Below are 21,493 nucleotides of genomic sequence, written 5' to 3' on the forward strand. Positions count from 1 at the left end.
AGGATCAGGGGCGGTAAAACGGCTTATCGCCCAAAATCGTCGCCCGCTGCATAATCCGGCGCTGCGGCAGATAGTCCGCGTTGGCGTAGTGCTGCGTCACGCGGTTATCCCAGATCGCCAGGTCGTTCTCCTGCCAGCGCCAGCGCACCTGAAACTCCGGTTTAGTGATATGTGCGAACAGGAAACCTAACAGCGCGTCGCTCTCTTTTTCCGTCACGTCCACAATGCGCGTCGTGAATCCTTCGTTCACGAACAGCGCCTGCTTGCCCGTGACCGGATGGGTGCGCACCACCGGGTGCAGCAGCGGCGGATGCTTCGCCACCGCTTCCAGCCAGCGCTGATGCTCCTCTTCGCTTTTACGGTACTTATATTCCGGGAACGATTTTTTGAAGTCGTGCTCCGCCCGCAGGCCGCTCAGCAGTGTCCGGAACGGCGCAGAGAGCGCCTCAAACGCCGCAATCCCGCTCGCCCACAGCGTATCGCCGCCGGTCTCTGGCAGTAATTTTGCTGCCAGAATTGCCCCGGCGGGCGGCGTCTCGATAAAGGTGACGTCCGTGTGCCAGTTGTCGTTGTCCGGCGGATTATCGTTGTGGGTATCCAGAACGATAATCTCCTCCACCCCTTCCGCATGCGGATAGACCGGGTGAATATGCAGGTCGCCAAAACGCAACGCCAGCGCGCGCTGCTGCTGCGGGGTGATCGCCTGCTCGCGAAGGAACACCACCTGATGGCGCAGCACCGCGTGGTACAGCTGCTCAAACTGGTTATCGCTCAGCGGGCGGGACACATCCAGGCCCGACACCTGCGCGCCAATATACGGCCCCAGCGGGGTGATGGTCAGTCGTTCACTCATTGTATTTCTCCATGCCAGGGCGTCAGGCGGCGCTGTAGCGCGCGCAGCCCCAGTTCTAATCCGAAGGCGATCGCGGCAATCACCGCGATCCCTGCCAGCACCACGTCAGTCGCCAGGAACTCTCCCGCCGACTGAACCATAAACCCTAATCCTCGCGTGGCGGCAATCAGCTCTGCCGCCACCAGCGTGGACCAGCCCACGCCGAGGCCAATGCGCAGCCCGGTTAAAATCTCCGGCAGCGCGCCGGGTAGAATCACGAATAGCAGCACCTGCGTGCGGCTGGCGCCCAGCGACTGCGCCGCACGAATGCGCACCTGCTGGGCACTCTTCACGCCCGCCAGCGCCGACATGGCAACCGGCGCGAAAATCGCCAGATAAATCAGCAGAATTTTCGACGTTTCGCCGATGCCGAACCAGATCACCATCAGCGGCAAATAGGCCAGCGGCGGCACCGGGCGGTAAAGCTCAATCAGCGGGTCAAGGATGCCGCGCACCGTCGGGCTTAGGCCCATCGCGATCCCGACCGGGATACCGATAACCACCGCCGCCAGCAGCGCCACCAGAATGCGCGTCAGGCTTGCGCCGAGATGCTGCCAGAGCGTAGCGTCCATAAAGCCCTGCGGCCCGGCGATGGAGATGAGTTTCGCCAGCACCTGTCCCGGCGGCGGCAGAAACAGCGGGCTGACCCACTGCTGGGCCGCAACCGCCCACCACGCTGCGAGCAGCACCAGCAGCGTACCGACGCTCAGCGTAATTTGACGTGAGAAAGGCCAGCGCAGCGCCGGACGCGTGCGGCGCGTTTTTTCACTAAAGACGATGCTCATGAGAAGGCCTCCCGCTGTTCGAACACGCGGCTTAAGACATATTCACGCTGCTCAATAAACCGCGGATCGGATTTGATGCTGCGCACCGGCTCCCCCGCGACGTAGCGACGGGCAAATTCAAGCGGCAGCCGCTCCAGCACGCGCCCCGGCCCCGGCGACAGCAGCACCAGCTCGGTCGCCATAAACACCGCCTCTTCGATATCGTGGGTAATTAACAGCACCTGCTTGCCCGTCTCATGCCACAGGCGCAGCAGCAGGGTTTGCATCTGCTCGCGGGTAAAGGCGTCCAGCGCCCCGAACGGCTCGTCCAGCAGCAACAGCTGCGGATTCGCCGCCAGCGCGCGGGCGATCCCGACGCGCTGACGCTGGCCGCCGGAAAGCTGCCAGATAAAGCGTTTTTCCGCCCCTTCCAGCCCCACTTTTTTCAGCATCGCCCGCGCGGTTGCCAGCCGCTGTTCACGGTTCACACCCGCAAGCTGGAGCCCAAACGCCACGTTCTCCTGCACGTTGCGCCACGGAAGCAATCCTTCGTTCTGAAAGACCACGCCGCGCTCGGCGCCAGGGCCATCCACCTTTTTGCCTTCCAGCTGAATGGTGCCGTGCTGATACGGTACAAACCCGGCGATCAGATTCAGCAGCGTGGTTTTTCCGCAGCCGGACGGGCCGAGCACCACCAGCAGTTCACCGCTGCCCAGCGTCAGGTTGATGTCCTCCAGCGCGGGTTTACCACCGTAATCGGCATACAGGTTCGTAATGTTCAGCATGGCGGACTCCTTATTTCACAAAGCGGTCGGTGACGTACTGACTGTAATCCGCCGCGACCGCAGGCACTTTGCCCTGCTCTTTCAGGAAGGTTGCGGTATCTACAATCGCTTTGCTCACCGGCCCGTTTAGCTGCTGCACCTGCTGCGCGGGGGTCAGATAAGTATTGCCTCTCACCAGCCCCGGCACGTCCGCTTCCGGCACGCCGCTCAGGCGGGAGAGTTTTTCCAGATTGGCGGGCTGCTTCAGCCACTCTTCCGGGTTGCTGATGTACGGCTGCTGGGCGGCAATTGCGCTTTTGGCGAAGGCTTTCACCACCTCAGGATGTTTCTCGGCAAAGTCTTTGCGCACCACCCACACGTCGAGGGTCGGCGCGCCCCACTGGCCCACTTTCTCGGAGTCGGTCAGCACGGTGCCGTCTTTTTCCAGCTCGTTTACTGCCGGTGCCCACACGTAAGCCCCGTCAATATCCCCGCGCTGCCAGGCGGCGATAATCGCCGGCGGCTGAAGATTGATGATTTGCACCTGCCCCGGCTTGATGCCCCAGTGTTTGAGCGCCGCCAGCAGGCTGTAGTGGGTGGTGGAGATAAACGGCACGGCGATGCGTTTGCCGATCAGGTCTTCCGGTTTGGTGATGTTTTTCTTCACCACCAGCGCTTCGGAATTACCGAGCTGCGAGGCGAGGAGGAAAACCTCAATCGGTACCTGCTGGCTGGCCGCGACCGCCAGCGGGCTGGAGCCGATATTGCCAATCTGCACGTCGCCGGACGCTAACGCACGCACGACGGACGCGCCGCTGTCGAACTTGCGCCAGTCGACTTTCGCGCCGCTCTCCTTCGCAAAGGTATTGTCCGCCTGCGCAACTTTCGCCGGCTCAGCCGAGGTTTGATATGCGACGGTAACGTCCACCGCCTGCGCCTGAAATGCCCACAGCGCCAGCGCGCCGAGAAGTGTGATTCGCGATGAAATTGCCATAATGCCTGCTCCCCTGTTGTTATGAGGGCAGTATTTCCGGCGCGGGAATTTTGATAAAGGAATAAAAAAGAATCGCTAATGACGATTCGTTTTTAGAAAAAAAGCGGGAAAGGATAGTTGATTTTGTGCGGTTGGTTTGTGCCGGGTGGCGCCTGCGCCTTACCCGGCACAAACTCAGCGCTGCGCGTTCAGCTCTGCAATATCCTTCGGCGTGGTGCGACAACATCCGCCGATTAACTTCGCTCCCGCCGCCAGCCACTGCGGCAGATACCCCGCCAGCGTCTCGCACGCTTCGCCGTGGTGGTGCCAGGTTTTGGTTACCGCATCATAATGCTCGCCCGAGTTCGGGTAGACCACCAGCGGCAGCGGCGTCAGGCTTTGCAACTGCTTCAGCGCCGCCGTGGTGTTTTCCAGCGCGATACAGTTGATGCTCAGCGCGACGACCTGCGGATAGTCCTCCAGAGAAGAAACCACCTCCCGCAGCGGCGTGCCGTCGCTCAGGTGCTCGCTGTCGCGCAGGGTGAAGGAGAACCACGCCCGCGCGCGGGGATACGCCGTCAGCAACGCGGCCAGCGCCTTTATTTCCGTGAACGACGGCAGCGTTTCGCAGGCCAGCAGGTCTGCACCCGCGTCCAGCAGCGCTTCCACGCGCGGGCGGTGGAATTCTGTGAATTCTTCGGCACTGCGCACGTAGTCGCCGCGATACTCTGAGCCATCCGCCAGATACGCGCCGTAGGGCCCAACGGAGCCCGCTACCAGCAGCGTGCCCGCGTGCGGGTTTTCGGCCAGGTACGCTTCGCGCGCCTTACGCGCCAGCTCCACGCTTTTGCCAATCAGCGCGCGGGACTGCGCCTCATCCATACCGCGTGCCGCAAAGCCCGCAGGCGTGGCCTGGTAGCTGGCGGTGATCGCCACCTGCGCGCCTGCGCGGTAGTAATCAAGATGCACTTCACGGATAAGATCCGGGTTTTCCACTAGCACTTTGGCCGACCAGAGGCTGTCAGCAAGGTTACAGCCGCGCGCTTCCAGCTCCGTTGCCATTGCGCCATCCAGCACCACAAACGGCTGTTTTTCAAGGATGGCGGTAAGCGGATTATTCTGCGACATGTTCAGGCTCCTGCGATGTCATATTTCGGGTCAGGTAGTAGGCACCATAACACAGGGCGACGAACGGAAGCCCGCAATAAAGGGCAATGCGCTGGCTGGGGTCAAACCACAGGCCGACGCAGGCCACCACGCAGAGGATAAAACCGAACACCGGCACCAGCGGATACCACGGCGCGCGGTACTGCAGCGCAGAGAGCGGCTGGCCGGACTGCAGATGACGGCGACGGAAAACGAAGTGCGACGCGCAGATGCTGATCCACACCGCCACCACCGCAAAGCCAGAAATGGCCGAGAGTGCGACAAACACCGTGTCCGGGGCCACCACGCTTGAGAATAGCGCCAGCACGCCGCCGAGCATGGAAACCGAGAGCGCCGTCAGCGGCACGCCGTTTTTATTTACGCGGGCAAAGCAGCGCGGGAGCGTTTTCTCATTCGAGAGCGACCACAGCATGCGCCCGGACGCATATAAGCCAGAGTTCGCCGCCGAGAGGATCGCCGTCAGGATCACGAAGTTAAAGATATCAGCGGCATAAGGAATACCGACCTTTTCAAACACCAGCACGAACGGGCTTTTTTCCACGCCCGCCTGCTGCATCGGGATCAGCGCCGCCAGCACAAACACGGTGCCGATAAAGAAGATGATCAGCCGCGCGATGGTGGTGCGGATCGCAACCGGAATGACCTTGTGCGGATTTTCCGTTTCACCCGCTGCGATGCCGATAAGCTCGGTCCCGGAGAAGGCAAAGTTCACCGCCACCATGGTCATCAGGATCGGCAGGCCGCCGTGCGGGAACCAGCCCTCGGCGGTGATGTTGCTTAAGCCCGGCGCGGGTGAACCGTCCTGCATCGGGATGAAACCAAAGACCGCCGCCCCGCCGAGGATGATAAAGGCGATGATGGTGACGACCTTCACCAGCGAGAACCAGAATTCCCCTTCGGCAAAGAAGCGCGTGGAGATGACGTTAAGGCCGAAAATCACCACGCAAAAGACTACGCACCACGCCCAGACGGGCACCTGCGGGAACCAGTACTGCATGCAGAAGCCCGCGGCGGTAAAGCTCGACCCGAGCGCCACCGTCCAGGTGAGCCAGTAGAGCCACGCCACGGTATAGCCCGTCGCCGGGCCGAGATAGCGGGCGGCATAGACGTGGAACGCGCCGGTTTCCGGCATCGCCACGGAGAGCTCACCCAGACACTGCATCACCAGCCAGACCACCAGCGCGCCGATCAGGTACGCCAGCAGCGTGCCCGCCGCACCGGTGGTGGAAATGATGTATCCGGTATTGAAGAATAACCCTGTCCCAATCACGCCGCCCAGCGAGAGCATTATCAGGTGGCGTGTTTTCATGGTGCGCTTAAGCTGTCCATTTTCTTGTTGTGTTTGCATATTACCTTCTATACGTATGGACATCTAAACATCCAAAGAAAGTGTTATACCGCGATTGTTAATAAAAAGCTAGATGACCAGACGCAAACGGGCACGCCGCGCGCTGAGTCTGGGGTGGGTTGTGAGGATCACATAAAGAATGGGACGCCAGGCCATAAGCACCTCCGCAAGCAGATACTAACAGCATGGTGCGGGAACGTGCGATCTTCGGTCAGTCGAAAGTGCTATCCGTGAAGCGCAAATTCATACTGCGATATTGCTGAACTGACCGCCGGGTTGGTAATTCTCGCAATCGGTTCTATAGTCGTCACAGTTTCTTAGTAACCAGGACTGACTGATGCGCTTTAACGGACTGACCAAAGGTTTCTTTATTTTCATTCTCGCCCTTGTGACCTGGGCCTTCTTCGACGTGCTGTCGCCCTACTTCTCCGCGATACTGTGGGCCGCTATTCTGACCGTCATCTTCAACCCGGTAAAAAACAAATTGCGCGCCGCGCTGGGGGATCGCAACGGGCTGGCCTCGCTGCTGACGATTGGCATTATCTGCCTGATCGTCTTTATCCCGCTAATGGTGATCCTCTCCTCGCTCGCCATTGAGCTGAACGTGGTTTACACGAAGCTTCAGGAGAACAACACCCAATTCCCGGAGGTGGTGGCGAGCATCTTCAACCACTTGCCGGACTGGGCCAGCGGCTTCCTGGCGGATCACAACCTGACCAACGCGGCGCAGATCCAGAAAAAACTCTCCGACGTTGCGCTGCAGGGCGGGCAGTATCTGGCGGGCAGCGCGTTCCTGATCGGCAAAGGCACGTTTGGCTTTGCGATTAGCTTCGGCATCATGCTTTATCTGCTGTTCTTCCTGCTGAAGGATGGACCGTATCTGGTACGCCAGATCCTCGACTCCCTGCCGCTGTCTGATTTTGTTAAACAGCACCTGTTCGCCAAGTTCGTCGGCGTCTCCCGGGCGACGGTGAAAGGGACGGCAGTGGTGGCCGTCGTTCAGGGCACGCTCGGCGGGATCGCGTTTGCCATCGTGGGCATCGACGGCAGCGTGCTCTGGGGCGCGCTGATGGCGTTCCTCTCGCTGGTTCCCGCCGTCGGCTCGGCGATTGTCTGGGTGCCAGCCGCCATTTACCTGTTCGCCACGCACCAGCTCTGGCAGGGGCTGTTTATTGTTGGCTTCTTCGTGATTATTGTCGGGCTGGTGGACAATATCCTGCGCCCGCTGCTGGTGGGGAAAGACACCAAAATGCCGGACTACCTGATTTTAATCACTACCCTCGGCGGTATGGAGCTGTACGGCATTAACGGCTTTGTGATTGGGCCGCTCATCGCCGCGCTGTTTATCGCCTGCTGGAACCTCTTCTCCGGCCGCGATCACGCGGGCAATGCCGAAGAGCTGGACGCCGAGTTCATCGAAGAGGGAAAAAACTCTCCAGATTTGTAGGGACGTGACGATAACGACCACATCAGGCGGCGCTGTGCCGCCTTTTTTTTCGCCTTAAATCATACGTTTTCTATAATTTGAAGAACGCCATCCTCTTTATGCAGTAAAAGGATCTCCAGGTGCGAATCGCGACAATAACCAACTGGGCCTACGGTGCCACGGTCTGCCTGACTATCGCCTCCGGCATTATCATGCTGATGGCCTCCGGTGCTGACACTGCCGAACGTCAGGCCATTGAACTACGTCAAAATTTTGATGAGCTTACAGAAAATATTGAAACCGACGCCTGGAAACAGTCCGATTTAGCGCGCCTGTATGTCATCAAAAAAAATCCGCAAATCCTGGATGAGTACAATGCGTCAGAGAAAAAACTGAAGAGCATCGAGCTGAAGCTGGAGAAACTGCAGGACACCGGCGCTTCAGATGACGAGCTGGCCCTGCTACATGATGGTTTAAAAATCATTGATGCACTGCAGGATGAGCAGCAGGCAGCACTGACGAGCGCGGCCCGGGGTGAAGATGCGCAGGCCGTTGCCCTGCTCTATGGCATGCCCTACGAGCAGGAGCTTGAGCGCGCACAAACCCAAATCGATCGCTTTCGCCAGATACTCGACAAACGTGTCATTGCCTCCGTGCGGGAGGCGACGAAAAAATCGAAAGCGCTGCGCACGGCTTCTGAAGTGATGGTTGGCCTGACCGCCCTGCTGTTCTTGTTTGTGCTCGGCTTTATATTAAAACGCCGCGTGCTGCGCCCGGTGGTACGCCTGAGCGACGTGGTTCACCGTCTGGCCTCTCAGGACTTCGCCGTTGAAACGCCCAACTTTAACCAGATTGATGAGATTGGCGATATGGCCCAGGCCATCCGCATCTTTCGTGAAAACGGCCTTGCGCGACAGCGTCTGGAAAAAGAGCGTGACGCCGACTGGGCCATCCGCGAGCTGCTGGCGCGCATGACGCAGCGGCTGCAGGGGTGTGAAAACTTTGACGATGTGATCAACGTGGCGGAGCTGTTTGCGCCCAATATCGCGCCGGGGATAGCGGGCCGGCTCTACGTTTTTGACCGCGATCCGTGGCAAATGCGCTGCGTCGCCCAGTGGCTTTCACCGGCAGATGATGAGGCCACGTTCCACCCCGATGCGTGCTGGGCCGTGCGTCGCGGTCAGAGCCACCCGCCGGTTAACGGTGAACCGGATGTCGCCTGCTATCATCTCCCGGAATCACAGGCGGAAAGCGCACTGTGCGTACCGCTTATCGCCCAGGGCGAGGCCATTGGATTGCTCTCGTTCCAGAACATCACCCCGGAAAATGCTCCTGCACGCGCGTATCTGGAACTGATGGCCGAGGCGCTCGGACTGGCGCTGGCGAATCAGCGCCTGCGCGACGCGCTGCTGGAAAAAGCCTTGTTTGACCCGCTTACCGACCTGCGTAATCGTCATCATCTGGAAGACACCCTGCACACGCAAATGACGCAGGCCATGCGCAACGGCGAGCCGTTAAGCTGCATGATGATCGACATCGATCACTTCAAGAGCATTAACGACCGCTTTGGTCACGAGGCCGGCGATCAGGTAATCAAAAACGTGGCGACGATTGTTCAGCGGGCCGCGCACGACGGCGGGCTGGCATTCCGCTACGGGGGCGAGGAGTTTCTGGTTCTGCTTCCCGGGGCCGGTGAAGCAGAAGCGCACGCCTGCGCGCAGAAGATTTACAACGGCGTGCATGCGCTATCGCTTCGCTACGGGCTGACCGAGATTGGGCCGGTGGATGTGTCGATTGGTATCGCCAGCTATCCAGAGCATGCTCAAAGTGACAACCTGCTGCGCGCCGCGGACGTGGCACTGTACCGGGCGAAAGAGCTGGGACGCTCGCGAATTGTGAGTTTTGGGATGCTGGAGGCGGGTTAAGAATAAGACGCTTTTTTCATGACGGAGACACCCGCGTCATTGTTCCATGGTCAGAAGATCGATCATGGCCCGGGTGACAGCCGACTGACGCCGGTGAGGTGCATAAATCAGCGAGAAAGGCCGGCTATTCGTCCGGACGGTGACCTGATCTTCACCTCAAGCAGCCTCAATGACCACTTTGCTGGCGCGGTCAAACCCGGTCATGAACGCTACGAGCTATGGCGTTTACCGCTCAGCGCTTCACCGGGCGCAAAAAAGTAACGGTGCATGTGCTGAACAATCGCTAAATATGACAACGCCGCCCATCGGGTGGCGTTTTTTTTACCTGTCCATCACAGGTACATTCTTTGAGGTGAGGAAATAACGCTCAATTAAAGCGATCGTTTTTTAAACGTAAGAGAGTTTATTCAAGTAAGCGTAGCGTGCCTCAAAAAAAAGAGGTGTTGTATGTGATTGAAATCACTCTTCAGCAACCTCATAACCACTTGATTACATTGCAATTATCCCTCATTCGCGTACAGAAGTTATAGCGACGCAATAAAATACATAAACTACTGTGATAACTAAATTATAATTCATATACTTCTGTGCAAAAGTGGAGGCCATAATGCGATTAATCCTAATGCTGGTATGCTGTCTGGTTCAGAGTTTAGCCTGGGCGGGTGAACTGCCGAAACCCGCCGGAAAACCCATTTTGACGATTTACGGGAATATAGAAAATACTAACGAAGATGGGAAAGCAGTGTTTGATCTCGCAAGCCTTGAAAAACTCGGGATGGTGAGTTTCAAGACGACATCTCCCTGGTATACGGGCAGGACGAAGTTTGAGGGTGTTCCAATGAACAAACTCATGGATTATGTTGGAGCAAAGGGTTCTGTCGTTAATGTTATTGCCCTTAATGATTACGCAACCGCTATTCCTCTCAGCGATTTTAAGAAATATAACGCTATTCTTGCCTTAAAGATTAATGGCGAATATATGCGTATCCGCGATAAAGGCCCATCATTCATTGTATACCCTTATGACAGTCTTCCTGAGTTGAATAATCAAATTTATTACTCGCGTTCAGCATGGCAGGTTAGCAAAATGAAGATTGAATAGCAGTTCAGGAGAACATAATGAACAGGATACTGGTTGGTATCATTTTTTCTCTTTTTATCACGACGGGATATATTGCATTTCTTGTTTACGATCGTCAGCAAGAGCTGCAAAAACTGACTCATTACACTGAGTCCTGGTCCGTGGCTCAACTGGTATCAGAGTATTACCGATTTGAATCATGGCTTGGTCTATACGCAACCGATACCGATGACGTTACGATAGACCAGGCCCGCATGCGTCTCGAAATTATGCTCAGCCAGGGCGAGTTACTGAACGGGGGAGACTTAGGCCGCTATATTGAGAGCGATAAAACGCATCAAGAGATCGCTGCACGCCTGAAAGAAATACTGGCGTATCTGGACAGTAACCTGGAAAAAATGAGCCATGAAGAATTAAAAAAGTACCTGGCAAATATGCACCTGCTCGACGCGCCGCTCAGTCAACTGTCTTCAAGCGCATTAACCAAAGATATTAACACAATTAATGAATCTAACCATAAAATACAGATCCTATATTATATTTACTCCGTACTTTCGTTACTTCTGGTGATATTAAGCTTTATTCTGGGATTCTTAATGATCTATCAGAATAAAAATATTCTTAAAGCCCACATGCAGGTTAAAACCCTCGCTGACGAACTACAGCGGTCAAAAGAAACGCTGCAAATACAGAATTCGAAGCTGGAATATGATGTGTATCATGACTCCCTTACCGGCATGAAAAACCGTCTATTCTTCTGGGACGATCTCAATAAAATTACCCTTCAGGCAGATAAAAACCATACCCCTGTCACGGTGATGTTATTTGATTTAGACCGGTTCAAAGAGGTCAACGATACCTATGGCCATGACGCCGGCGATTTACTGTTGAATCAGGTATCCCGACGGCTTACCTCAATGAGTAACGCGACGGATACGTTTTACCGCCTGGGCGGTGACGAATTTGCACTTCTCTCCAGCGGCCTGACCGAGAACGCAGCGGTTTTGCGCGCCAAAGAGATCAGCGCTCACATCAGTCTGCCCTATACGATCAATAACCAGCTGATAAAAATTGCCACCTGTGTAGGTATCGTTTTATCTGATAATGAGCGGCGCTCGGATTATCTCTATAAATTTGCCGATCTGGCCCTCTACGAAGCCAAAAAAGAGGGCTCACAGCAGATAAAAGTCTTCCGTCAGTGGATGCTGCAGAAGCTGCAGGAAAGCAGAACCCTTGAGCATGATATGGCTCTCGCGATCAGCAACCATGAATTCGTTGTTTATTACCAGCCTATTGTCGATTCATTCAGCAATGAAATTTACGGCTATGAAGCGCTTATTCGCTGGATACACCCGGTAAAGGGGATTTTGTCGCCTGATTACTTTATTTCTGTTGCTGAAAAAACAGGGATGATCAATGAGATTGGCAAAAATGTGCTTGAACTTGCCTGCCGGGAGGCGGTTTCCTGGGCGGTTCCGGCCAGAATCTCGGTAAACGTCTCACCTGTTCAGCTGGGGACTAAATCATTTACTGCAATGGTTCAGTCCATCCTGAAAGAGACAGGCCTGCCGGCCAGCCGCCTTGAGCTGGAAGTTACGGAGTCTTCGCTCTTCAGTGACAGCAACACGCCGCTCACTATTCTCAAAAAACTCAGATCGCTGGGGGTAAAAATCTCCATTGATGATTTCGGAACGGGTTATTCCTCGCTCTCGAGGCTGAGTGAACTCAATTTTGATAAAATTAAAATTGATAAATCCTTTGTGAATCCGATATCCACCCAAGACGATGCGCTTAATATCGTAAAACTGATAACCGGCATGGCGAAGAGCCTCAATATGCGGGTCATTGCAGAAGGTGTGGAAACCGAAGCGCAGCTTGAACGGCTTCAGGCGCTGGGCTGCGATCTCGTGCAGGGCTATCTGTTCGGAAAGCCACAGGCTGAAATCGATAAAAATATAAAAAACGGTACAGTGTGATCTTACCGGGATCACACTTTTCAACCCTGGGTATACACATACAATGACCGGGTGTTATCATTCACCCCGTAAATACCTTTCAACTCAATCCGAGGCTTTGATGCTGGAGAATGTAATCATCCGATAATCAGCTCCCCGACCTTTTCAGGCCGGACTGATTATCAATGCGCCGAAATCGAATGCGGACACCGCTGTGTGTTTGCACGTTTTGCACATGATGATTAAACAGGTTTTCCAGTATGAATTTATCCCGTCAGGAACAGCGTACCTTACACGTTCTCGCCAAAGGTGGCCGTATTGTGCACGTCCGCGATACGTCCGGCCGCGTCACCGCCGTTGAATGCTACACCCGCGAAGGGCTATTGCTCAGCGACTGCACGCTCGCCGTCTTCAAAAAGCTCAAAACCAAAAAGCTGATCAAATCCGTTAACGGTCAGCCCTACCGCATCAATACTACCGGGCTGAACAACGTCCGTGCCCAGCCTGATAATCGTTAAGGAGAGGACGATGGATATCCCACGCATATTTACTGTTAGCGAAAGCGAACACCGCATTCATAACCCCTTCACACCAGAAAAGTACGCCACGCTCGGGCGCGTGTTACGCATGAAGCCAGGCGCGCGCCTTCTCGATCTCGGCAGCGGTTCGGGAGAGATGCTTTGCACCTGGGCACGCGATCACGGGATTTCCGGTATTGGCATCGACATGAGCCCGCTCTTTACCACGCAGGCAACGCGGCGCGCAGAGGCGCTCGGCGTCAGCGAACGCGTCCATTTTGTGCATAACGACGCGGCTGGCTACGTGGCTGATGAACAATGCGACGTGGCGGCCTGTGTTGGCGCCACATGGATTGCTGGCGGCGTCGCCGGGACAATGGACCTGCTGGCACAAAGCCTTAAGCCCGGGGGAATCATGCTCATCGGTGAACCTTACTGGCGACAGGTTCCCGCAACGGAGGAGACGGCTCGGGCTTGCGGCGTCTCCTCCACCGCAGACTTTCTCACCCTGCCCGACCTTGTCGCGTCTTTCGATCGCCAGGGCTATGACCTGGTCGAAATGGTGCTGGCAGATCAGGAAGGCTGGGACAGATACGAAGCCGCGAAATGGATGACCCTGCGCCGCTGGCTGGATCAAAACCCCGACGATGGTTTTGCACAGGAGGTGCGCGCGGAGCTGACGGCAGCCCCTAAGCGCCATGTGGCTTACACAAGGGAATATGTTGGCTGGGGCGTGTTTGCGTTAATTGCACGATAGGAGGGAGTGGCGGTATAGCCTTTTGGGGCTATACCGGCCTTAAGCATGAAGCGCTCAGCATTATGAACGCTGCGCTACGCCTGGCATGAAAAAAACTTCTATCATTGTTTTTTTCGTTACCGCAATCACAGGCGCTTTATGGACACCCCTTCTTTTCTCTATTTATTGCTTTTCCCGGCCAAAAAGATGATGAAAGTGGGTAAAGCCAATAATATCTATAACCGCATTCAGTCGCTAAAACGGGTCTGGGGCGATGTGGATTATGCCCATTCTTACCGCATTGCGTTACCGCAGTCCGAGGTCTTTAAGCTGGAAAAAATGCTGCATTTTCTTTTGGCCAAATATCAAACGGGCATTGATGCCGGCGACGGCTATACCGAGCTGTTTTCCATTGAGGCGCTGGAGCCCGCCATTAAGCATATTCATTACGTCATTGAGCATGGGGTCATTGATGCTCAGCTCCTTCAGGGAATCGAAAAGCCACAGCTTCGGCCCGGCAAAAGCGCGGCGCATCGCCACGCGAAAATGAAAAAGCGGTCAGATACTATGATTAACAACGTTGTCAGGGTGACGGAACAGTTCAGCAGGATAAATCGTTTACTGCTTATCTTGCTATTTAAGCAGCACCGCCTTCGTTATCAATATGACATTGAAGGTAATACCATACTGTTTCGGATAGCAGACAACCGTACTGACCAACGCGATGCTCACAAAATAATGCGCATGTTCAGCTTTTTTATTGAAGACTTCAGATACTTGGGAGGGACCAACTACTGCTCGGGGGTCTTTGGTGAAGGCACGGTCACGCAATACAACGTGGAGTTGATTTCAGGCGACCCTGACGCACATCCTCTGGTAGCCTATCTCGCCTCGCAAACAGAGCGCTTGTTTAATAAATTGCCATCGCGATCGGCGTTATTAATGGAAGATCTGCCGATACTGGAATCGAGCCGAATCCTGCGTAGGGTATTACAGAGTGATGACGAGGATTAAGTTGCTTATGCCGCGACACTTCTTGCTATTCAAGGGCAAGACGACGTACTGTCATCAAGACAGATGCCCTCTGGTGAATCCTGTATCGCGCTGTGGGAAGTCATGGATTATCGGTACGCCAGTTATATCTGGTGCTAGAAATCGCCGCTGAGGGCTTCTGGTGAAGCGTAGAAGGGATTGATGGGACTGCATGCGCTGGTGTGGAAAAAGATATGCATCTATGACCGCCAGGACGGGAGAATTTCGCCAGGTGAGGGTAGACCTTCTACCCGTTGTGGTAACGTCGCCGTAGTGGCTTTGTATCTGCTGGTGAATAGAAAAATATGCTTTTATGGCGTTTAATGCTCTGGCAGGATCAAAGGCCTGAAACCTGAAGTTGTGGGGTGACCAGACAAACTCATCCAAAATCCTTGAACAAGTAAACTCACCTCAAATCCTCCCGAATGCTATCCTTCTGTTGATCAAATCGCTGTTGTATACCCCGCTTCACGCCAACGCGCCGAAAAGCAATACCTGACCAAAAAAGCCAATTTGGCGAAGAAAAGCGCTTTTCACCGAGGGCCTGGGCTGACGGCCTAGCAGCGGTCCAACAGAGGCGGGGATATTTTCAGCAGGAGAATGTAAACTGGAAGGATAAAACAACGGGACACCCACGGGGGCGGGTTGTGAAAGTATTTCCTGTTATCTTCGACCTTATTGCACGTAAAATGACCAGACACATTTTGGGAAGGAGTCTTTAATGGATATTGCGCTGCTCAACAGGGGCTGGAACAGAACATGGTCAGATACCATGGTAAATCTGGAAGCCCGGAAACTCGTCGAAACTGCAAATCGGCTATCAGCATTCTATTTGCAAGATGGGATAACACGTATCAAGTTTGTCGAAGAGATAAGGCAGGTCGTAGAGAAAGAATTTGAAACTGCACGACGGGCCAAAACCGATGAAGAATGCATTGCATGCATCAAAAATCTGCGTGCCGAAACAGATAATCTGCAAGAACAAGAACGCCTGTTAAGAACCAGAGCCGCCCAACTTTATGCAAAGGTCGAGTTTGTCAGGGAAAACAATAAAATTGTCGGATATGTTATTTCGGCAATCCATATAGTGGTATCTGGAGCAGCATTATTTGGTGGGATGGTTATGATGTCCACTATGACCCCTGTTGGAGTTCTTGCAGGAGCCGTTTTATTTGTTGATGGTATTAACGGTATAACAAAAGAAGCAAGCCATCTTCGCTATGGTGAACAATCCAAATCGGAAGGGATTTTTGCTGATGGCGCAATGGAGACCGCACAATTTATGGGGTTTAGCCCAAAAAGTGGATTAGCTCTTTATAATACGGTGACTCTAGGGGCGAGTGTCTATAGTATCTTCGGCTTAGCAAGGAAACCCGGAGCTTGGCGATTATTCCGTTGGCTGCCGCGTGATTACTACCGAAAAGTTGACACAATGAGCAAGCCTAAGCTAACGATGAAAATCGCTGGATATGGTGTCAAAGCGAAAGTCATTTTTGATCTTCTGGCTACTGATAACAGTACTAATTAAGATTTGTTCGCTCTACAGAATCGCCAGGATTTATAAGCAAGTACAGGCGGTTGTATAAAAATTGCAACCGCTGCGCCACAAGAAAGGCCAATAGCACCAGAGAAAACACTCTGCTCAGATGCGAACATCACAAGAAAAATGAATACAGCAAGGCAACCGGATACAACCCACACGGCTAGAATAAATCGCCTGGCCAGGTCCCTGATTGCATTCCCCAACGTTCCACCATAGCTTTCAACGTTGTTCTTTATCTTCTTCAAATCCGATGGTGTAAAGCCAGAACTCAACAAAGCCTCATCAGTAACATCCATATTGTCCTCTCCGCATTTCTTAACTGGCAATGGCACACATAATCATAATGATGAACTTTACAGTAATCCATATGATGTTTGTGCAATGTAGCAGATTTCAGACAATAGAAGCCATAAAGCCCCGTTAGTGGTAAGAAGACAAGCGGAGCGTAGCGACTTCATCTGGCCAACCTGGTTGGTTTCGCTTTGCGAAAGTCACCAGTGACCAAATCAGATTGTCAGAGGGATCACACCTTATCAGGGTGCTCATGTACCTTTCGGAGCGTGAGCGAAGCGCTGGCAGAGCCTGCATATCGTGTGCAGGTACGTTTACCACTATTCACCTGTTTACGTGGCTCATACGGCCACACATCAGGCTTAAATGCGTGTGATCAATCTGTTTCGGGAGGATTTTAGATACGTTGGCAGCGTCATCAGCTTCGAGATGATAGCGGTTCGTGGGGACTGTTCACGCTTTGTACCTGCTCGAGCTTTACAACTACAGGCCGCTACGTGCTAACATCCCTGAGTAGCCACTGTTAACCATAGCGGAAACTGTTGGTCATAGAATCCCTTAAAAAAAAAGATTGTACCTTGAGAGCGACAACCGTCTTAAGTTATTGTTTTTGAAGGATTTTTCTGCGTGAGTGCCGATAATAGGAGTCGAACCTACGACCTTCGCATTACGAATGCGCTGCTCTACCAACTGAGCTATATCGGCCCTGAGAGGCCGGTTACGAGTGTAACCACGGGGCAAAAGGTTAGATCTAACCGGGTGATGCGTCAATGCCCTTTTGAATCAAACGGCTATTTTTGCATCACCCGTGACTATTTACGCACGAATCGTATCGTCACCGAAGCCGATCCACTTATAGGTGGTCAGCGCTTCAAGGCCCATCGGACCGCGCGCGTGCAGTTTCTGCGTGCTGACCGCCACTTCTGCGCCAAGTCCGAACTGGCCGCCGTCCGTGAAGCGGGTGGAGGCGTTCACATATACCGCAGAGGAATCCACTTCATTCACAAAGCGATCGGCATTGCGCAGCGTACGCGTCAGGATCGCGTCAGAATGCTGCGTGCCGTGTTCACGAATGTGCGCAATAGCGTCGTCGAGATCCGCAACCACCTTCACGTTCAGATCCAGCGACAGGAACTCGTCGTCGTACTGCTCCGCTTTTACGGGAACCACGCTAGCCGGGCCACCCTGGAGCAGCGCGAGGGCATTGGTATCAGCGTGCAGCGTCACCCCGCTCTCCGCCATCTGCTTGCTCAGAGCAGGCAGGAAAGCGCTCGCAATCCCCTGGTGCACCAGCAGTGTTTCCACGGTGTTACAGGTGCTTGGACGCTGGGTTTTGGCGTTGACGATAATCTTCAGCGCTGGGTCAATTTCGGCGCTGTCGTCCACCACGATATGGCATACGCCGATGCCGCCCGTGATGACCGGAATGGTCGACTGCTCGCGGCACAGCTTGTGCAGGCCCGCGCCACCGCGTGGGATCAGCATGTCGATGTATTTGTCCATGCGCAGCATCTCGTTGACCAGCGCGCGGTCAGGGCTCTCAATCGCCTGCACGGCACCCGCCGGCAAGCCACACTCTTCCAGCGCCTGCTGGATGACTTTCACCGTCGCGGCGTTGGTGCGCCAGGTCTCTTTCCCACCGCGCAGAATGGCGGCATTACCTGTTTTCAGGCACAGGGAAGCGACGTCAACCGTCACGTTTGGACGGGCTTCATAAATCACGCCGATGACGCCGAGCGGCACGCGGCGACGCTCCAGACGCAAACCGCTGTCGAGCAGCCCACCGTCAATCACCTGCCCTACCGGGTCGGCCAGATTACAAACCTGACGGACATCGTCGGCGATACTTTTAAGACGCGCCGGGTTCAGCGCCAGGCGGTCGAGCATCGCTTCGCTCATGCCGTTTCGACGCGCTTCCAGCAGATCCTGCTCGTTGGCAAGCAAAATGTCCTGAGACTGTGCTTCCAGATAATCAGCGATTTTTTCCAGCACGCGGTTTTTCTCGCGGCTGGAAAGGAGCGCCAGTTTGTAAGAGGCGGCCTTCGCGGCTGCGCCCATTTGTTCCAGCATGTTCTGGCTCCTTAACGAATAATCATGTCATCGCGATGCACGGCAACCGGGCCATATTCATAGCCCAGAATAGCGTCGATCTGCTGCGAGTGGTGGCCCGCAATGCGGCGCAGGGCATCGCTGTTATAGCGGCTTACGCCATGCGCGATGTCGCGACCTTCCAGGTTACGGATGCGGATCACTTCACCACGGGAGAAGTTGCCTGTCACGCTTTTAATTCCTTTAGGAAGCAATGAACTCCCTCGTTCCAGAATCGCCGCGGTTGCCCCTTCATCAACGGTGAGTTCACCGGCAGGCGGCGCGCCAAAGATCCAGCGCTTGCGGTTCTCCAGCGGGGATTCCTGGGCGTGGAAGCGGGTGCCGACGGAAATGCCTTCCATCACGTCGCCAATCACGCCAGGGCGGCTGCCCGCGGCAATGATGGTGTCGATACCGGCGCGGCACGCCACGTCGGCGGCCTGCAGCTTGGTCCCCATCCCGCCCGTTCCGAGGCCGGACACGCTGTCACCGGCGATGGCGCGCAGGGCATCGTCGATACCATGAACATCGGTAATCAGCTCGGCTTCCGGGTTGGAGCGCGGGTCGGCGGTGAACAGCCCCTGCTGATCGGTCAGAAGCAGGAGTTTATCGGCACCGGCCAGGATGGCGGCCAGCGCAGAGAGGTTATCGTTATCGCCCACTTTTATTTCAGCGGTGGCAACGGCATCGTTTTCGTTGATAACGGGAACAATATTGTTGTCCAGCAGCGCGCGCAGGGTATCGCGGGCGTTCAGGAAGCGCTCCCGGTCTTCCATATCCGCACGCGTCAGCAGCATCTGCCCGACGTGAATACCGTAGATAGAGAACAGCTGTTCCCAGAGTTGAATGAGTCGGCTTTGTCCCACGGCGGCCAGCAGCTGTTTAGAGGCGATCGTCGCGGGGAGTTCGGGGTAACCCAGGTGTTCACGCCCGGCGGCAATCGCCCCGGAGGTCACAATCACAATACGGTGCCCTGCGGCATGCAGCTGAGCGCACTGGCGTACAAGCTCAACAATGTGGGCGCGATTTAGGCGGCGCGATCCGCCTGTTAACACACTGGTACCGAGTTTTACCACCAGCGTCTGGCTGTCACTCATGATTCTCTGCCGTTCAACGATAAGGGAAAGTAATGTCGAACGAACGTTTTAACAGGAGTCAGCCCGGTTGCCAACTGCCTTAATGCATCACCAGGCACTTTGTTGCGCGGGATCAGGAAGCGTAGCGGCAGAATTTGACAAATTTATTACCGTAATAATAAATCACAGTTTTTTAAAATTATTCTTAGTTTGTCATAAAAGTTTCATTCCAGAACGATAAAACCCTTCCTGTTTTTTCACGGGACTTAAGCATCAGCTTATCGTCCAGCGAATTTTTAAAGCGCGTTTATAAGACAGGATCGAAAATGAAAAAGAGCACTCTGGCATTAGTGGTTATGGGCGTGGTGGCTTCCGCATCTGTTCACGCAGCAGAAGTTTATAATAAAAACGGTAATAAACTGGACGTGTACGGCAAAGTGAAAGCTATGCACTATATCAGTGATGATGACACCAAAGATGGTGACCAGACTTACGTTCGTTTCGGTTTTAAAGGCGAAACCCAGATTAACGATCAGCTGACGGGCTACGGCCGTTGGGAAGCTGAATTCGCAGGTAACAAAGCTGAAAGCGACTCCTCGCAGAAAACACGTCTGGCGTTCGCCGGTATTAAACTGAAAGACTTTGGTTCACTGGATTACGGCCGTAACCTGGGCGCGCTTTATGACGTCGCGGCATACACCGATATGTTCCCTGAGTTCGGCGGTGACGGCCTGGCACAGACCGACAACTTCATGACGAAACGTGCCTCCGGACTGGCCACCTACCGCAATACCGACTTCTTTGGCATGGTAGACGGTCTTGATATGACCCTGCAGTACCAGGGCAAAAACGAAAACCGCGACGTGAAAAAGCAGAACGGTGACGGCTTTGGTACGTCTCTGGCCTATGACTTCGGCGGCAGCGATTTCTCCGTCATTGGTGCTTATGCCAGCTCCGATCGCACCAACGCGCAGAACCTGCAGGCGCGCGGTGAAGGTAAAAAAGCCGAGGGCTGGGCAACCGGTCTGAAATACGACGCGAACGATATTTACCTGGCCACTATTTATTCTGAAACCCGCAATATGGCCCCTATCTCCGGTGGTTTTGCAAATAAAGCGCAAAACTTCGAAGTGGTTGCACAATATCAGTTTGACTTTGGTCTGCGCCCATCCGTGGGTTATGTACAGTCCAAAGGTAAAGATATCGAAGGCATTGGCGACGAAGATATCGTGAAATATATTGACGTGGGCGCCACGTATTACTTCAACAAAAACATGTCCGCGTTTGTTGATTATAAAATCAACCAGATTGACGACGATAATAAGCTGGGCGTGAGCAGCGATGATATCGTTGCGCTGGGTGTGACGTATCAGTTCTAAGATTATCCAAATAAGAAAATCCCGGCATACAAGCCGGGATTTTTTTGCCCAGGGTAAATGCGGTCTGCTGCCCTCACCCCGGACCTCTTCCACAGGAAGAGGGAGAAACCATTACGCGGTCAGCTTCACCGCTTCGCTGGAAAAGTCATCCGCTGGCTCGAACTTAAGGTCCAGGGTGGCCAGCAGCGCGCTCGCTTTGTCGTGGAACTCTTTCAGGGTGTATTCCAGGCGATCGATCACTTCCTGATCTTTGATGGTAGTAGCCTGCCAGTTGCCGTCTTTGTTAAACAGGCCAAACTGATAGCTATACGTAAAACGTTTCTCCTCTGCTTCCATTTCCATCCACCAGCCCCAGAATTCACGTTTTTCGGGTGCAGGCTTCACGTTGACGCATACAGCCAGGCAGTCGAAAAAAAAGCGATTCTCTTCACACTGCTCTTCTCGAATATACGGGCCGAGAGCCATAAATTTCTTGATCAGCCTACTTTTCGGGTGTCCACTCGGTAACGTCATTGCGATCTCCTTTTGTGAAGCC

Annotated in this window: 20 protein-coding genes and 1 tRNA gene; 10 read left to right on the forward strand and 11 right to left on the reverse strand. The window is 54.3% G+C overall.

Annotated features, from left to right (window positions below; genetic code table 11):
- Positions 1 to 4 precede the first annotated feature (4 nt).
- The 6 genes from tauD to mmuP form a co-directional block, all read right to left on the reverse strand.
- Positions 5 to 853, reverse strand: coding sequence for a taurine dioxygenase (gene tauD / locus INF73_RS10965; protein ID WP_041911116.1), 849 nt, complete (start codon positions 851 to 853; stop codon positions 5 to 7).
- Positions 850 to 1,677 carry a taurine ABC transporter permease TauC gene (gene tauC / locus INF73_RS10970; protein ID WP_048957569.1) on the reverse strand — a complete coding sequence of 276 codons (828 nt, stop codon included), beginning with the start codon at positions 1,675 to 1,677 and terminating at the stop codon, positions 850 to 852. Before tauC ends, tauD begins: the two co-directional genes overlap by 4 nt.
- Complete coding sequence (tauB, locus tag INF73_RS10975; protein ID WP_045259872.1) at positions 1,674 to 2,441, reverse strand: taurine ABC transporter ATP-binding subunit; 768 nt, start codon at positions 2,439 to 2,441, stop codon at positions 1,674 to 1,676. Before tauB ends, tauC begins: the two co-directional genes overlap by 4 nt.
- Positions 2,442 to 2,451: 10 nt before the next feature.
- On the reverse strand, positions 2,452 to 3,414 hold the full coding sequence (gene tauA, locus INF73_RS10980) for a taurine ABC transporter substrate-binding protein (RefSeq protein ID WP_193541184.1): 963 nt from the start codon (positions 3,412 to 3,414) through the stop codon (positions 2,452 to 2,454).
- A gap of 174 nt (positions 3,415 to 3,588) precedes the next feature.
- Positions 3,589 to 4,521, reverse strand: coding sequence for a homocysteine S-methyltransferase (gene mmuM / locus INF73_RS10985; protein WP_193541182.1), 933 nt, complete (start codon positions 4,519 to 4,521; stop codon positions 3,589 to 3,591).
- Positions 4,508 to 5,908 (reverse strand): S-methylmethionine permease, encoded by a 1,401-nt coding sequence (gene mmuP, locus INF73_RS10990; RefSeq protein WP_193541180.1) that lies wholly within the window; start codon positions 5,906 to 5,908, stop codon positions 4,508 to 4,510. The genes mmuM and mmuP overlap by 14 nt, the downstream gene beginning before the upstream one ends.
- Before the next feature lie 337 nt (positions 5,909 to 6,245).
- On the opposite strand from mmuP, the gene INF73_RS10995 reads away from it, so the two are divergent.
- The 9 genes from INF73_RS10995 (at position 6,246) to INF73_RS11035 (ending at position 16,109) form a co-directional block, all read left to right on the forward strand.
- Positions 6,246 to 7,355, forward strand: coding sequence for an AI-2E family transporter (locus INF73_RS10995; protein ID WP_047367583.1), 1,110 nt, complete (start codon positions 6,246 to 6,248; stop codon positions 7,353 to 7,355).
- Positions 7,356 to 7,474: 119 nt separating this feature from the next.
- Positions 7,475 to 9,259 carry a diguanylate cyclase gene (locus tag INF73_RS11000; RefSeq protein WP_193541178.1) on the forward strand — a complete coding sequence of 595 codons (1,785 nt, stop codon included), beginning with the start codon at positions 7,475 to 7,477 and terminating at the stop codon, positions 9,257 to 9,259.
- A gap of 18 nt (positions 9,260 to 9,277) precedes the next feature.
- Positions 9,278 to 9,520 carry a hypothetical protein gene (locus INF73_RS22270; protein ID WP_186434915.1) on the forward strand — a complete coding sequence of 81 codons (243 nt, stop codon included), beginning with the start codon at positions 9,278 to 9,280 and terminating at the stop codon, positions 9,518 to 9,520.
- Positions 9,521 to 9,866: 346 nt separating this feature from the next.
- Entirely contained in the window at positions 9,867 to 10,361 is a 495-nt protein-coding gene (locus INF73_RS11010; RefSeq protein ID WP_193541176.1) for a molybdopterin-dependent oxidoreductase, read from the forward strand.
- A 17-nt stretch (positions 10,362 to 10,378) separates the two neighbouring features.
- Positions 10,379 to 12,316, forward strand: coding sequence for a bifunctional diguanylate cyclase/phosphodiesterase (locus tag INF73_RS11015; RefSeq protein ID WP_048959116.1), 1,938 nt, complete (start codon positions 10,379 to 10,381; stop codon positions 12,314 to 12,316).
- Between the two features lie 239 nt (positions 12,317 to 12,555).
- Positions 12,556 to 12,813, forward strand: a complete 258-nt coding sequence (locus INF73_RS11020; protein WP_193050744.1) for a YjhX family toxin — start codon at positions 12,556 to 12,558, stop codon at positions 12,811 to 12,813.
- A 10-nt stretch (positions 12,814 to 12,823) separates the two neighbouring features.
- The gene (locus INF73_RS11025; RefSeq protein WP_193541174.1) at positions 12,824 to 13,570 is read left to right on the forward strand and encodes a cyclopropane-fatty-acyl-phospholipid synthase family protein; all 747 of its coding nucleotides are present in this window, start codon (positions 12,824 to 12,826) and stop codon (positions 13,568 to 13,570) included.
- A gap of 138 nt (positions 13,571 to 13,708) precedes the next feature.
- On the forward strand, positions 13,709 to 14,563 hold the full coding sequence (locus INF73_RS11030; protein WP_193050748.1) for a GIY-YIG nuclease family protein: 855 nt from the start codon (positions 13,709 to 13,711) through the stop codon (positions 14,561 to 14,563).
- A gap of 739 nt (positions 14,564 to 15,302) precedes the next feature.
- A complete protein-coding gene (locus INF73_RS11035; RefSeq protein WP_023306876.1) occupies positions 15,303 to 16,109 on the forward strand; it encodes a DUF4225 domain-containing protein in 807 nt (268 codons plus the stop codon).
- Here INF73_RS11035 and INF73_RS11040 read toward each other — a convergent pair.
- From INF73_RS11040 to proB, 4 genes are all read right to left on the reverse strand, one after another.
- Positions 16,106 to 16,420, reverse strand: coding sequence for a hypothetical protein (locus INF73_RS11040; RefSeq protein WP_015673660.1), 315 nt, complete (start codon positions 16,418 to 16,420; stop codon positions 16,106 to 16,108). The genes INF73_RS11035 and INF73_RS11040 overlap by 4 nt on opposite strands.
- 627 nt (positions 16,421 to 17,047) lie before the next feature.
- Positions 17,048 to 17,120: transfer RNA gene (locus INF73_RS11045), tRNA-Thr, on the reverse strand.
- Positions 17,121 to 17,231: 111 nt separating this feature from the next.
- Positions 17,232 to 18,485, reverse strand: a complete 1,254-nt coding sequence (gene proA / locus INF73_RS11050) for a glutamate-5-semialdehyde dehydrogenase (RefSeq protein WP_193541172.1) — start codon at positions 18,483 to 18,485, stop codon at positions 17,232 to 17,234.
- A gap of 11 nt (positions 18,486 to 18,496) precedes the next feature.
- Positions 18,497 to 19,600 (reverse strand): glutamate 5-kinase, encoded by a 1,104-nt coding sequence (gene proB / locus INF73_RS11055; protein ID WP_014882684.1) that lies wholly within the window; start codon positions 19,598 to 19,600, stop codon positions 18,497 to 18,499.
- Positions 19,601 to 19,905: 305 nt separating this feature from the next.
- Here proB and phoE point away from each other — a divergent pair, with 305 nt between their 5' ends.
- A complete protein-coding gene (gene phoE / locus INF73_RS11060) occupies positions 19,906 to 20,958 on the forward strand; it encodes a phosphoporin PhoE (protein WP_028012086.1) in 1,053 nt (350 codons plus the stop codon).
- A gap of 111 nt (positions 20,959 to 21,069) precedes the next feature.
- Here phoE and crl read toward each other — a convergent pair whose 3' ends face one another.
- The gene (gene crl, locus INF73_RS11065; protein ID WP_008500249.1) at positions 21,070 to 21,471 is read right to left on the reverse strand and encodes a sigma factor-binding protein Crl; all 402 of its coding nucleotides are present in this window, start codon (positions 21,469 to 21,471) and stop codon (positions 21,070 to 21,072) included.
- Between the last annotated feature and the right edge of the window lie 22 nt (positions 21,472 to 21,493).

Origin of the sequence: Enterobacter cloacae complex sp. P6RS, assembly GCF_014982245.1 — a bacterium.
In the GTDB taxonomy this organism is placed as follows: domain Bacteria; phylum Pseudomonadota; class Gammaproteobacteria; order Enterobacterales; family Enterobacteriaceae; genus Enterobacter; species Enterobacter bugandensis.